The following is a 13,856-nucleotide window of genomic DNA, read 5'->3' on the forward strand; positions in this document are numbered from 1 at the left end:
AAGAGAAGCTGCTTAGTAAACAAGCGAATGATGACAACTACCTTGAAAAACGCCGTAGCCAAGGCGCGGCATTTTTAGTTTGCAGCAATTATTGTGTTCAAGACGTAATGCAGCAGCTTAAGCGGGCGTTATAACACAAGCGGTATTACAGGACATAGCAAGGATAGATTATGGAAGAATACTGGAATCCTATGGTTCCCGAATTATCGGTAAGCAATTTTGAAGCGTCGTTATCATTTTACGTCGATGTGCTTGGCTTCTCTGTACGTATTAAGCGAGAAAATCCTGATTTTGTATACCTTGAACAAGAACAGGTTCAGATCATGCTCGAACAAATCACGGATTCAGGGTGGATTACTGGTGAGTTAGTTACTCCATTAGGACGTGGAGTAAACTTTCAAATAGAGCTTTCAGACTTAGAGCCGCTAGTTGAAAGACTGAAGAAAGCTAACGTACGTTTTTTCCGTGATTTAAAAGAAACATGGTATGACATTGGTGAAAAGCTATCAGGTGAACGAGAGTTTCTGATACAAGATCTAGATGGTTATTTACTAAGGTTTACCCAGCATCTTGGAGAGAAAGCGAAACCGTTAGAGTCGTGTTATAACGAATAAGGATTAAGGTGTTGCGTAGCCAACACTAAACCCCGAGTGTTGAACAAGCCGAAGCCACTTTATTAAGTAAATTTTACGATTGCCTTTGAAGGGCACATCGCTTTGAGGCTTTTCTCAAGGCGAGCGAGGTCAAGATAAGGTTGCGATCGCAATTTTATCAACCAGTTAGCTGTTTTTCGCTATACGCTTCAACGCCTATACGCATGAGTGGCATATTTGCTATTGTAGTCAGCAGTTTAGAGCGGGTTACTGACTTATGAAGTAAGACTTTACCATTTTGGTCTACGGCATGAAGACTAAAGTGGTTTTTAGCTAGGTCGATACCGCAGAAATAAGAATAATCAGACATGGTGCCTCCGATGCATTTAAGTACCACATAAGTGTGGCAGATCCTCGGTAGGGGGAGTCCATGTCATTCGTTATGTGTCTTTACGGGTACGGAGAAATAAATGGAAGTAGTAGAAGCGGAAAAATCGGATCTAAAATCATTCTTCGCTTATCTTGAAAGTCAGTTGTCCGAAAATGGAAATGGAGAAATCCCACTTTTTCAGCCGATGTCCAGAGAGCAAAAAGAAATCCCAGACTCAACAAGAGAAAAGTTCATAAATGGTTTTTCTCATTCATTCGGAGAGTCCGGCTGGAGGAAGCTTTGGGTTGTAAAAGATTCTTCTGGAAATATCAAAGGTCATATTGATCTTCGTCACCATACGGATGGAAGTCGCTCTCACAGAGTTCTGCTGGGTATGGGTGTAGATCTTTCTTGTCGTAAGCAAGGTCTTGGTCAAAAACTGATTGATGCCGTAGTAATCTTCTGCCAAGAAAATGAAGAAATTGACTGGCTCGACCTATGTGTGTTGTCCGAAAATTTTCCAGCGAAGAACCTTTATTTAAAAACAGGGTTTAGTGTTGTTGGTGAATTTAAAGATCAATATAGAATTGATGGTCTATCAGTCTCAGAGACAGTAATGGCAAAGTATGTCAAAAATTACGCATAACGAATAAGGATTAAGGTGTTGCGTAGCCAACACTAAATCCTAAGTGTTGAACAAGCCCGAAGCCACTTTATTGAGTAAATTGTACGATTGCATTGGAAGGGCGCACCATTCGTTGTCGACTGTGAGTATGCAGGCGTTATAGCTCAGGTCAGATTCACCTTCTGAAAAGTCATAACTACGTTAATCACGTATAGTTTTGCTATGTGTACGTCACTTGCGTATACTCTGTGTATGAAAAGTGTATTTGTCGAATCGACCATATTTGAAAAGTACCGTAATGAATATCTCAGCGATGATGAGTTTAGGCTTTTTCAAGCTGAATTAATGTCTAACCCAAAACAGGGGGACGTGATTCAAGGTACAGGTGGTTTGCGAAAGATTCGAGTTGCAAGTAAAGGTAAGGGCAAGCGAGGCGGCTCTCGTGTTATCTATTACTTCCTCGATGAAAAGCGTCGTTTCTACTTGCTGACAATTTATGGCAAGAATGAAATGTCCGATTTAACTGCAGATCAAAAGAAACAATTAAAGGCTTTTATGGAGGCGTGGCGTAATGAGCAATCGTGACCTATTTGCAGAGTTAAGTACTGCTCTTGTTGAGGCTAAAGAGCATTCAGAGAGTAAACTTACTCTTAAAACTCATCAAGTTAACAATATCAGTGAGTTAGATATTTCACCGAATGAAATCGTGAGTATCCGTGAACAGTTTAATATGTCGCGTGGTGTGTTTGCGCGTTTACTACATACATCATCCCGAACATTAGAAAACTGGGAACAAGGGCGTAGCGCACCAAATGGACAAGCTGTGACCCTTCTAAAATTGGTTCAGCGTCATCCGGAAACTCTTTCGCACATCGCTGAGCTATAACAAATAAGGGTTAAGGTGTTGCGTAGCTAACACTAAACCCTAAGTGTTGAACAAGCCCGAAGCCACTTTGTTAAGTAAATTGTACGATTGCATTTGAAGGGGACATCGCTTTGAGGCTTTTCTCAAGGCGAGCGAGGCCAAGGTAAGGTTGTGATCGCAATCATATCAACCAGTTAGCTATTTTCCGCTTCTTTCGTCGCACATCTCCTCTTGTTTCACCTGTGTAATTTTCCACATACCACCCCTAAGTAGAAATCACCGAGTTTGAAGATAGGTGTTCTTATTTGTGTCTGATAACTGCGCAATCGATAGCGTGTAAACAATGTTATACAGGGTGTTTTAAATATAAAACACAAAATAAATTGCGTTTTTTTTTAATTAGTGATTGAAACTGTAGTTTTTACTAGTTAAGTTACAGGGAACAAGAAGATAAATGCTGATGGAAAGTGACGTGAGATAACGTGCATTCAGCCTCAAGGATAGAAAATAGGAAGAAGTAAGCAATGTTCCAGACTGATGATGTAAGAATTACCAAAGTAAAAGAGTTATTACCACCTGTTGCTGTTTTAGAAAAGTTTCCAGCGACAGAAATTGCTTCTTCTACAACCTTTGAAAGCCGCAAAGCGATCCACAATATTTTAGAAGATAGCGATGATCGCTTACTTGTTATTGTTGGCCCATGTTCTATTCATGATACAGAAGCTGCGCTTGAGTACGGTAAACGTTTGAAAGTGCTACGCGACGAACTAGGCGATAACCTTGAAATCGTAATGCGTGTTTACTTTGAAAAACCACGTACCACTGTTGGCTGGAAAGGCCTAATCAATGACCCGTACATGAACGACACGTTCAAACTAAATGACGGTCTTCGTCTAGGACGTAAGTTACTACTTGACCTAACTGATATGGGAATGCCTACGGCGAGTGAATTCTTAGATATGATTACGCCGCAATACGTTGCTGACCTAATCAGCTGGGGCGCAATTGGCGCACGTACGACAGAATCTCAAGTTCACCGTGAACTGGCTTCAGGCCTATCTTGCCCAGTTGGCTTCAAGAATGGTACGGATGGCAACATCAAGATCGCAACAGATGCAATTCGCTCTGCAAGTGCTTCGCACCACTTCTTGTCGGTAACTAAATACGGTCACTCAGCGATCGTTGAAACCGCAGGTAACCCTGATTGTCATATCATCCTACGCGGTGGTAAAGAGCCAAACTACAGTGCAGAGCACGTTGGTAAGATTAAAGAAGAGCTAGAAGCTTCAGGTCTTCCACAGAAGGTGATGATTGACTTCAGCCACGCGAACAGCTCAAAGCAGTTCAAGCGCCAAATGAACGTTTCTGATGACGTAAGTGCACAGATCTCAGGCGGTGACAAAGCCATCTTTGGTGTGATGATTGAATCTCATCTTGTTGAAGGTCGCCAAGATTTAGTTGACGGTAAAGCGGCGACATACGGCCAATCTGTTACTGACGCATGTATCGGTTGGGAAGATACTGAAACAGTACTTCGCCAACTAGCAGATGCTGTTGAAGCACGTCGTAACAAATAGACTGATTATTGCATATTACAGTCGGCGATTAAGCTGCTGAAAATTCAAAGCCCTTATTAGCAATCGCTAGTAAGGGCTTTTTTGTGGATTTTAGTTTTAAACGGAAAGCGCCTTGGACTCTTAAATAAGAAAAGACAGTAGCTCGTCGACTTTAAGTGATAGCAAAGCTCTATCTTGTCTGGTTTCTACATTAAGGCGTATTAATGGCTCGGTATTAGACTTTCTTAAGTTGAAGCGCCATGTGTCCATATTCATGCTGATCCCGTCTGTGTGATCGATCTCAACGGCATTATCTCGGTAGTGCAATAACACACAAGCCATGACTTCCTCTGGGTTGGATACTCTGCGATTGATCTCTCCGGATGAGGGGAATCTATCCATACTTGCGCTCGTCAGTTGGTAAAGAGACTGTTGGGTTTTCGACATTAGTTCAATAACCAGTAGCCAAGGAATCATTCCTGAGTCGCAATATCCAAAATCACGAAAATAATGGTGTGCGCTCATCTCACCACCGTAGACCGCATTCGTTTCACGCATCTTCTCTTTGATAAGTGCGTGTCCCGCTTTAATCCCAATCGCTTTTCCACCACGTTTGTAAGCGATTTCAATCGTGTTCCATGTCATGCGCATATCGTGTAATACAGTGGCGTTCGGCTCTTTTAATAAGAATGCTTCAGCAAGCAACCCTACAATGTAATAACCTTCAATGTAATTGCCTGTCTCGTCAAAGAAAAAGCAGCGATCGAAGTCTCCATCCCAAGCAATACCAAGATCGGCCGAGCTTTGTAAAACGGCGTCTCTGGTGGCTGTTTGGTTTTCTTTAATCAATGGGTTCGGAATGCCATTAGGGAATGTTCCGTCAGGAGTATGGTGAACCTTGATGAAGGTGATCGGAATATCGAGCGTGGCAAAGCGAGCTTCTAAATCATCAATAATACGCCCTGCGACACCGTTCCCTGCGTTCACCACAATTTTCATAGGTGAAAGCTCAGAAGGAGATATATAAGAGAGTAGGTGGTCTACATAAGGGGCGAGAATACTGGTCGATCTACTAGAGTTACTTGGTTGTGCATGAACGAACGGTAAATTGCAGTTCAGCTCTTGATTAAGCTCTGCAATGCGTCGTTTGATTTCATCTAACCCACTGTTTTTACTTATCGGGCTAGCGTCCAAGCCGACCAATTTCATTCCGTTGTAATTAATTGGGTTATGGCTTGCCGTAATTTGGATTCCGCCAATGGCGCCAAGGTGGCGAGTTGCAAAGTAGATTTCTTCAGTCCCTGTCATTCCAAGATCAACGACGGTTATTCCAGACTCGATTAAGCCTTTGGTCATGGCTTCTTGTAATGAAAGGGACGTTTCTCGGTTATCACGACCAATCACCACTTGAGCCAATCCATCGAATGAGGCTTCAGGTGTCGTGGATAGGGCGTATTCTCCAAATGCTTTGCCGAGCAGGTAGGTAAAGTACCCATTGATTTGGTCACCAATGATGCCGCGAATATCGTTGTTCTTAAAGCAGCTAAGGTCTAATGTTGGTTTCACTTGATTGTCGCCGCTTTATTTCGATTTGTTGTTCTGAGACGAAGAAGCTTGTTGGTTTCGAACGTCTCGCCCATAGCTGTCTTGATATCGAATGATATCGTCTTCACTTAAGTGACTACCGGTTTGTACTTCGATCATTTCGAGAGGTGAGTCTCCAGGGTTCTCAAGGCTGTGGATATGGCCTAGTGGAATGTAAGTGGATTGATCTTCTTCGATTAGATACGTTTTTTCATCGTTGGTTACTTTCGCAGTGCCAGCCACGACTACCCAATGTTCTGCTCTATGGTGATGCATTTGCAACGAAAGCCTATGGCCAGCGTTGACTGTAATGCGCTTCACTTTGTCTCGTTTGCCTAGATCGATCACGTCGTATTTACCCCAAGGCCTAAAGACCTCGCGATGATGGACATGTTCCGTTCGACCAGCCTGATTCAGTTGGCTAACAATCGACTTAACACTTTGAACTTTGTCTTTGTTCGCAACCAATATTGCATCTTTAGTTTCGACAATGATCAAATTGTCGACACCTACAGTCGCGACCAGCTTATTTTCCGCATGAATGTAGTTGTGTTGAGAATCGACGGTTAATACATCACCTTCAATGACGTTATTGTGCTCATCTTTGTCGCTTACATCCCAGATAGCAGACCACGAACCAATATCATTCCAACCAACGTCCATCGGGATCACTGCGGCGTGTGAGGTCTTCTCCATCACGGCATAATCGATAGAGTCACTTGGGCTATTTTTGAATGCTTCTGCCTCGATACGGATAAAGTCGAGGTCGGTATTTTGCTTTGAAAGAGCTAACTGACAAGCCGCTAATATTTCTGGGTGGTGTTTAGAGAGTTCTTCAAGGTAGCGGGATGCCTTAAACATGAACATGCCGCTGTTCCACAAGTATTGCTCTGAACGTATGTATTCTTCTGCAGTTGCTTTATCAGGCTTTTCAACGAAGCAATCAATGGTATAGGCGTGATGGGTTGACTGCTCTGTAATGCGTGAGTCAGCTTGAACAAGAGGGGAAAGAGGTTCTCCCTGCTTGATATAGCCATAACCCGTTTCTGGCGCGTTGGGTGTTATGCCGAATGTCACCAGTTTGCCTTGCTTCGCGTAATCAACACCACGACTGATCACTTGTTGGAATTCAGAGGTGTTAGCGATGTGATGATCAGCAGCCAGTACTAATAAGATTGGGTCTGATGCATCCTGCTCATTATTGGTTGATTTACCTAAGGCTTGTAATGCCGCTAATGCGATGGCTGGAGCCGTGTTTCGACCGACAGGCTCTAGCAGAATACCACTATGTTGGATGTTAGCCGATCGAGCTTGTTCAGCGGCAATAAAGCGGTGTTCTTCATTACAGATAATGAATGGAGCTGCGCACTTGCTATCCGTTAGATAGTCCTCAAGACCTTGCAAGCGTTGAAGCGTTTGCTGAAGCATTGATTGTTCGCCAGCAATATTGAGAAATTGCTTAGGGTAAAGTTCGCGAGACAGAGGCCAGAGGCGACTTCCGGAGCCGCCAGCTAGGATCACAGGTAAAATCATAGAGTGGTAATTAGGTGTATTTGAATACTGGCGCCATGTTACCACGCTTCACTCTGTTTATTTATCGATAACCAGTTTACTTATCAATAACGAACTTACATATCAATAACCGACTTACTTATCGATAACCCATCGACTTAACGACAAGCTATAAACGATAAGCAATATAGATGTGCTTCTTAATGACCTTCTGAGTTGGAAATGACCATACCTTGAGCTTCGCCAAAATCTTGAGGATCGATCTTGAGCGTTTGTGTTGGGAAGGCGATATCAGCATTGTGCTTATGAATAATCGCCAACACCTGCAGCAGGACATCTTGCTTAACTTCGTGGTATCTCACCCAGTTAACCGTTTTGGTGAAGGTGTAGATAAAGAAATTAAGGGTTGATGGACCAAACTTATCAAAGTTAACGATCAGCGTCTGTTTTGCATCAATGTCAGGGTGTGTTTCGAGCAAGGATCTAACTTCATCAACAATTAGAGCTAGCTTGTCTGCATCTTGATAACGAAGACCGAAGGTTTCATTGATTCTGCGGTTCAACATTCTTGATGGGTTCTCCACCACAATGTTACTGAATACCGAATTTGGCACGTATAAAGGTCGCTTATCAAAAGTGCGAATGATGGTCATGCGCCAACCAATGCGTTCGACTGTACCTTCGATTTGGCGGTCTGGTGAGCGTATCCAATCACCGACTTTAAAAGGACGGTCGAAGTAAATCATCATGCCGCCAAAGAAATTCGACAGTAGATCCTTTGCTGCCAAACCGACGATTAAGCCACCCACACCACCGAAGGTGAGTAAGCCAGATAGGCTCAGACCAAATGCCTGCATGATGGTCAGGCCGCCCATCACCATAAAGAACAAGCGAGCGACTTTAGCGATAGCTTGTACTGTGGTTTCGTCTCTGGTTTTTTGTTCTAAGACGTACGCTTCAGTGTTGGTGATCATTCGCAAGGTAAACCAAACGAAGGTACAGATAATTAATATGTGCTTAAGTGTTTTTAACCAATTAATTTCATTACCAAACTGGTCTTGAAGGATTAACCCCACAGAGACAGTTGCAGGCCAACACCAGAGTAATGTACTGACAGGTGTTTTTAGCGCCTCTAGCAGTAGGTCATCCCAGTGGAATGGGGTTTTTTGAACCAGAATTTCTAAGCGATTATGGATAATTCGCCAAGCGACCCAAGCGAGAAAACTCGCAATAGTGATGAATAGGACGCTGTTTGCCCAATCACTATGGCTCTGGTTAATGTAGGTTTGTACTTGGGTTATGAATTCATTCATTGTGTGTACTGCCGCAGAAATAGTGGGTTAGAAATTAGCAGAAATCACTTTTGTTCTCTACCTTTATAAATCAAGCGATTAGCTGACAATTGTATCTCTATATGGATATATAGTCGTTTTTTTGTATGAAGACAATTTCATTATTTGTTTTCGATGCTACATAGCTTTGTAAGTGGAGTAATAAATGAGTGACAAACAATATGCAGTTATTGGCTTGGGACGTTTTGGTCTCTCAGTCTGTAAAGAGCTACAAAGTTCAGGCTCACAGGTACTCGCCGTTGATATTGATGAAGAGCGAGTGAAAGATGCGGCGGCTTTTGTTTCTCAAGCGATTGTTGCGAACTGTACAAGCGAAGAGACAGTTAAAGAGTTAAGGCTCGATGAATACGACATGGTGATGGTGTCGATAGGCTCTGACGTTAATTCCAGTATTCTGACAACGTTGGTCGTTAAAGAGTCAGGCGCAAAAGCAGTCTGGGTGAAGGCGAATGATAAGTTCCACGGCAAGATTCTCTCTAAGATTGGTGCCGACCACATCATTATGCCCGAGCGAGACATGGGTATTCGTGTCGCGCGTAAAATGTTGGATAGACGCGTTCTTGAGTTTATCGACCTTGGCAGTGGCTTAGCGATGACGGAAATCGTTATTGGTTCTAATTTGTTGGGTAAGAAACTTGGTGACCTTAATCTGTGTAAAGAAAATGGTGTTGAGGTACTTGGCTTTAAGCGAGGCCCGAATTTAACGAAAGCACCAGAACTGGATGTGAGTTTAGAAATTGGGGATGTGGTGATCATCGCTGGGCCGAAAGAGACTTTATCTAGAAAGCTACGCAATTGGTAATTGGCAATCAGTAAGTAAGGTAACAGTATGAATTCGGTAAAACGAAGAGGTACTTTCTACACCCTTAAAAGTGATAAGAAGCCACGCAAAGGCTCTGAACCTAAGATTATCCTTACGAGCTTCTTAGGTGTTCTTATCCCCTCAGCAATCTTGCTGACGCTGCCTGTGTTCTCGGTGACAGGGCTAAGCTTTACGGATGCACTGTTTACTGCCACGTCAGCGATCAGTGTGACAGGTTTAGGTGTTGTCGATACTGGTCAGCACTTCACCTTGGCAGGAAAAATCTTACTGATGTTCTTGATGCAAGTGGGTGGGTTAGGGCAGATGACCCTGTCTGCGGTACTGCTCTATATGTTTGGTGTCCGATTAAGCCTTAAACAACAAGCATTGGCAAAAGAAGCACTTGGACAAGATCGTAAGATTAACCTTCGTAAGTTAGTGAAGAAGATCATCATCTTTGCATTGGTGGCGGAGTTTGTTGGGTTTGTGTTGCTCTGTTTCCGTTGGGTTCCAGAAATGGGATGGGCAACGGGAAGCTTTTATGCACTCTTTCACGCTATATCTGCATTCAATAACGCAGGTTTCGCGCTGTTCTCAGACAGTATGATGAGTTTTGTTGATGATCCTTTGGTGATATTTACATTAGCAGGTTTGTTTATTTTTGGTGGACTTGGTTTTACAGTCGTCGGCGACTTATCGAGTAACTGGCGTAAAGGTTTCCAACATCTGCACTTACATAGCAAGATTATGCTAACGGCGACACCGACGTTATTGTTGGTGGGCACGGTGATGTTTTGGTTGTTGGAGAGAAATAACTCAGCGACGATGGAGGGCTTGTCGACACAAGGGCAATGGCTAGCGGCATTTTTCCAGTCTGCGAGTGCTCGTACCGCTGGTTTCAATAGTGTCGATTTGTCTCAATATACGCAACCGGCATTATTGGTGATGATAGTACTGATGTTGATTGGTGCTGGTTCGACTTCCACTGGTGGTGGTATTAAGGTCTCGACTTTCGCGGTTGCGTTTGTTGCAACTTGGACATTCTTGCGTCAGAAAAAGCATGTCGTGATGTTTAAGCGCACCGTGACTTGGCAAGCGGTAACAAAGTCATTGGCCATTATTGTGGTAAGTGGAGCACTGTTAACCACCGCGATGTTTTTGTTAATGCTGACTGAAAAGGCTGCGTTTGATCGAGTTATGTTTGAGGTGATTTCTGCTTTTGCAACCGTCGGTCTAACAGCTGGACTCACTGCAAATCTCACTGAGCCGGGCAAATACATTATGATTGTGGTGATGGTAATCGGACGTATTGGTCCTTTGACTTTGGCGTACATGTTAGCTCGTCCAGAACCTTCTTTGTTGAAGTACCCAGAAGATACGGTGTTGACGGGCTAATAATGTTAACGGGTTAATAATGCTAACAGGTTAGGATTTATAGTTCTTGTTAGTGTGTTAGAAAAACAAAGCCAGCGATATGCTGGCTTTGTTGGCATAGGTGTAGCACTAGTTTCTTTGCACTTAGCCTTCGAACATTTCCATATATTCTTCGTAGCCTTCCTCAGCCAATTTATCTGCTGGGATAAAGCGCATAGCGGCTGAATTCATGCAGTAGCGTAAACCTGTTGGCTTTGGACCATCTTTAAATACATGCCCTAGGTGAGAGTCACCAAATTTACTACGAACCTCTGTTCTTGGGTAAAGCAGCTTGTAGTCAGTGGTCGTTACGACATAAGCCTCGCTGATTGGCTGTGTAAAGCTCGGCCAACCTGTACCTGACTTGTATTTGTCTTTTGAAGAGAACAAAGGCTCACCCGTTACGATATCAACGTAAATACCTTCTTGCTTGTTATCCCAGTATTTGTTGTCAAATGGGCGCTCTGTTGCGTCGTCTTGTGTGACATCGTATTGCAGTGAAGTTAGAGATGCTTTGATCTCTGCATCAGACGGCTTGGTGTATGTTTTAGCATTAGCTGTCGCATTTTTGCCATCGATGATTTGGCGGATCGTTTTCGGATTTTCTTTTCTATCATCACCGAAGATTTTATCTAGGTACTGATCACGACCAGAAGCGTAGCGGTAGTAGTTATAACGAACTTTGCTCTTCTTGTAATAATCTTGATGGTATTCTTCTGCTGGCCAGAATTTTTCAAACTTAATCAGCTCTGTTTTTAGTGGCTCACCAAAGATCTGAGCTTTGTCTATTTCCATCATGAAATTCTGAGCAACGTCTTTTTGCTCTTGGTTATGATAGAAAATAGCAGGTCGATATTGAGGACCTCTATCTACGAATGAGCCTTTATCATCGGTAGGATCGATGTGTCTGAAGAATTGGTCAAGTACCTGCTCATAGCTAACGACATCTGGATTGTAAGTCACGTTGATCACTTCGATGTGTCCAGACTTACCCGAGGAAACTTGTTTGTAGGTTGGATTTTCTAATTCACCACCGGAATAACCAGAGATAACGTCGGTGACGCCGGTCAGTTTTTCTAGGTCGGATTCTGTACACCAAAAACAACCACCAGCCAGTGTCGCGATTTCACTTTTACCTGAATCCATCGCTTTATCCATTGTATTGGCAGTGCCAGTCTGGCTTACAAATAGCGAAGTCAGTGGTAGTGCAACCACGAGTGATACCAATATTTTAGATAATTTATTCATAGATACCTCATCTTGACGTTTTTCTCATTCGATTTTGAATGTACGAATAGAGACAGGGTTTAGATGGAAAAAATTACACTATTCATGAAAAAAATATCTCAAACAGAAAATCTTGCTCATAAATGCTGCCAGTAGTAGGGTGTCCATTATTGATATAATAGATAATGATGGCGGTTTCCGTACATCTAAGGAACAACATGCAAGCAGAAGTTAAATGGGTCGAAGGCTTTAAATTCCTAGGTCAATCTCAATCAGGTCACTCTGTCGTTATGGATGGCAGTGGCGGTGCTACCGCGCCAAGCCCTATGGAAATGGTGCTAATGGCTGCTGGCGGTTGTAGCTCTGTTGATGTGGTTGATGGCTTGAAATCTGCAGGCCAAAACATCACGGGCTGTAATGCAAAGCTTGAAACCACACGTCGTGAAACGGCGCCAAAAATCTTTACTGTGATTAACATTCACTTCGAAGTGTCGGGTGAAAATCTTGATCCCGAGCTTGTAGCTAAGGTCTGTGCGGATTCATTAGAAAAGTACTGTTCAGTATGCTTAATGCTGGGTGCTGGTGTAGAGATGACCCACAGCTGGGAAATAGTCTAGTCTCTGATTGTACAGTTTGGCGGTAGACTGATTTTTACGGCTTCTACTTATAGCTGACGGCATATGGGGAGAGCCTGATAAAGAAAAGGGCGGAGCACTTGAAAGTGCTCCGCCCTTATTATTTTAATTAAGGTAGAGTGCTATTATTCAGCAGTTTCTACGATAACTTCTTCCATTTGCGCTTTTTCTTGGTATTCGAAGCTTGGGATCGTTGCGTCAACACGACGGTTTTGCGCACGACCTTCAGCTGTAGCGTTTGATGCTACAGGGTTTTCTTCCCCTTCACCTGAAGCTGTAATGCGGTCCGCTTCAATGCCTTGCTCTTCAATGTATGCGGCTACAGCAGCAGCACGCTTCTTAGAGATCATCATGTTGTACTCTGCTGCACCTGTTGAATCAGTGTGACCAACAACATTAACTGATGATTGAGGGTGAGCTTGCAGTACTTCAACTAATGGCATTAATGCAGTTTTGCCTTCTGAAGATAATTCAGTGCTGTTTGTCTCAAACATACCTTGAGAGAAGCTTTCAGTTTTAGCTTTAGTAACCACAACTTCTTCTTCAACAACAACGACTTCTGGTTCGGCAATTGGCTCTGCAGGAGCCTGTGTTACAACGGCTGCAGAAGCGGCTGCTGCTGAAGCCGTTGTGTTACCTGTACCAAAGTTGTAGCTAAGGCCAACGGTAACAAAGTTAGAGTTTAAGTCTTGAACATAGTTGTCATCGAAATCATCGAAGTATTGGTATTCAACACGAACAGCCCAATCTGAGGAAAGCTGCTTCTCTAGACCGATACCGGCTGAAAGAACAACGTCTGTTTCACCGCCGTGCGAGATGTAAGCTGGGCCAGCTTTGAAGAATACATCGAACTCCTGTTGTACTGGTAGGCGGTACATTGGAGTTAGCGAGATAGCGATTAGAGGGTCGCTAAAGTTACTCGTAACACCATTTTTGGAAAAGCTCGTTTTGTAGTCACCTAAGAAATCAGAACTTAACTCAACACCTAGTCTGTCTGTGAAGTTATAGCCAGAGTATATCCCTGCACCAATTGCATCATCATCACACTTTTCACCGCTTACGCATGCGCTATCCAGCCAACCCATGCCCACTTTTGCACCAACATAAGTGGTTGCAGCAATAGAAGGAGCTGCCGCTAAGCCGGAAGCTGCGACGACAGCACACATGATTTTAGAAAGTTTTTTCATAATCTTATCCTTGGATTAATTTTTATTGTTATCTGAACTGACCTGTAAAGCGATAACTTACTGGCTAAGACACTGCGACCGTAAGTAAATCAAGGCGTTGATTCAGGTAGAACTTTTAAGGAACTACTAATGTAT

13 protein-coding genes and 1 pseudogene are annotated in these 13,856 nt (G+C 43.2%); 8 read left to right on the forward strand and 6 right to left on the reverse strand.

The genetic code is table 11. The features are described from left to right. Window positions 1–170: 170 nt before the first annotated feature. A complete protein-coding gene (locus ACED28_RS14635) occupies window positions 171–614 on the forward strand; it encodes a bleomycin resistance protein (protein ID WP_371710145.1) in 444 nt (147 codons plus the stop codon). A 184-nt stretch (window positions 615–798) separates the two neighbouring features. Here the strand turns inward: ACED28_RS14635 and ACED28_RS14640 are convergent. Continuing rightward, window positions 799–963, reverse strand: a pseudogene (locus tag ACED28_RS14640) (IS110 family transposase); the annotation flags it as partial. A 100-nt stretch (window positions 964–1,063) separates the two neighbouring features. Here ACED28_RS14640 and ACED28_RS14645 point away from each other — a divergent pair. The 4 genes from ACED28_RS14645 to aroG all read left to right on the forward strand — a co-directional run bounded on the left by ACED28_RS14645 (window position 1,064) and on the right by aroG (window position 4,030). Beyond that, a complete protein-coding gene (locus tag ACED28_RS14645) occupies window positions 1,064–1,609 on the forward strand; it encodes a GNAT family N-acetyltransferase (RefSeq protein WP_371710146.1) in 546 nt (181 codons plus the stop codon). Between the two features lie 231 nt (window positions 1,610–1,840). Next, entirely contained in the window at window positions 1,841–2,173 is a 333-nt protein-coding gene (locus ACED28_RS14650) for a type II toxin-antitoxin system RelE/ParE family toxin (RefSeq protein WP_012600340.1), read from the forward strand. Further along, window positions 2,160–2,474: a DNA-binding transcriptional regulator gene (locus tag ACED28_RS14655; RefSeq protein WP_012600341.1), complete on the forward strand. Its 315-nt coding sequence runs from the start codon at window positions 2,160–2,162 to the stop codon at window positions 2,472–2,474. The genes ACED28_RS14650 and ACED28_RS14655 overlap by 14 nt, the downstream gene beginning before the upstream one ends. A 503-nt stretch (window positions 2,475–2,977) precedes the next feature. After that, entirely contained in the window at window positions 2,978–4,030 is a 1,053-nt protein-coding gene (gene aroG / locus ACED28_RS14660) for a 3-deoxy-7-phosphoheptulonate synthase AroG (RefSeq protein ID WP_371710147.1), read from the forward strand. Between the two features lie 120 nt (window positions 4,031–4,150). Here aroG and ACED28_RS14665 read toward each other — a convergent pair whose 3' ends face one another. From ACED28_RS14665 to ACED28_RS14675, 3 genes are all read right to left on the reverse strand, one after another. Next, window positions 4,151–5,575, reverse strand: coding sequence for a phosphomannomutase CpsG (locus ACED28_RS14665; protein WP_371710148.1), 1,425 nt, complete (start codon window positions 5,573–5,575; stop codon window positions 4,151–4,153). Window positions 5,576–5,590: 15 nt separating this feature from the next. Then, entirely contained in the window at window positions 5,591–7,126 is a 1,536-nt protein-coding gene (locus tag ACED28_RS14670) for a mannose-1-phosphate guanylyltransferase/mannose-6-phosphate isomerase (RefSeq protein ID WP_371710170.1), read from the reverse strand. Window positions 7,127–7,305: 179 nt separating this feature from the next. Further along, window positions 7,306–8,418 (reverse strand): mechanosensitive ion channel family protein, encoded by a 1,113-nt coding sequence (locus ACED28_RS14675; protein WP_371710149.1) that lies wholly within the window; start codon window positions 8,416–8,418, stop codon window positions 7,306–7,308. A 184-nt stretch (window positions 8,419–8,602) separates the two neighbouring features. Here ACED28_RS14675 and ACED28_RS14680 point away from each other — a divergent pair, with 184 nt between their 5' ends. Both ACED28_RS14680 and ACED28_RS14685 read left to right on the forward strand, forming a co-directional pair. Next, window positions 8,603–9,259, forward strand: coding sequence for a TrkA family potassium uptake protein (locus ACED28_RS14680; protein WP_102249360.1), 657 nt, complete (start codon window positions 8,603–8,605; stop codon window positions 9,257–9,259). A gap of 27 nt (window positions 9,260–9,286) precedes the next feature. Continuing rightward, window positions 9,287–10,654 carry a TrkH family potassium uptake protein gene (locus tag ACED28_RS14685; protein WP_371710150.1) on the forward strand — a complete coding sequence of 456 codons (1,368 nt, stop codon included), beginning with the start codon at window positions 9,287–9,289 and terminating at the stop codon, window positions 10,652–10,654. A gap of 123 nt (window positions 10,655–10,777) precedes the next feature. Here the strand turns inward: ACED28_RS14685 and msrB are convergent, their stop codons facing one another. After that, entirely contained in the window at window positions 10,778–11,920 is a 1,143-nt protein-coding gene (msrB, locus tag ACED28_RS14690; protein ID WP_012600351.1) for a peptide-methionine (R)-S-oxide reductase MsrB, read from the reverse strand. A 197-nt stretch (window positions 11,921–12,117) separates the two neighbouring features. On the opposite strand from msrB, the gene ACED28_RS14695 reads away from it, so the two are divergent. Further along, entirely contained in the window at window positions 12,118–12,516 is a 399-nt protein-coding gene (locus tag ACED28_RS14695) for an OsmC family protein (RefSeq protein ID WP_009845637.1), read from the forward strand. A 143-nt stretch (window positions 12,517–12,659) separates the two neighbouring features. On the opposite strand, the gene ACED28_RS14700 is transcribed toward ACED28_RS14695, so the two are convergent. Beyond that, the gene (locus ACED28_RS14700; RefSeq protein ID WP_371710151.1) at window positions 12,660–13,721 is read right to left on the reverse strand and encodes an OmpA family protein; all 1,062 of its coding nucleotides are present in this window, start codon (window positions 13,719–13,721) and stop codon (window positions 12,660–12,662) included. Between the last annotated feature and the right edge of the window lie 135 nt (window positions 13,722–13,856).

The sequence above is a fragment of the Vibrio sp. 1F253 genome, from assembly GCF_041439295.1.
GTDB lineage: Bacteria > Pseudomonadota > Gammaproteobacteria > Enterobacterales > Vibrionaceae > Vibrio > Vibrio tasmaniensis_A.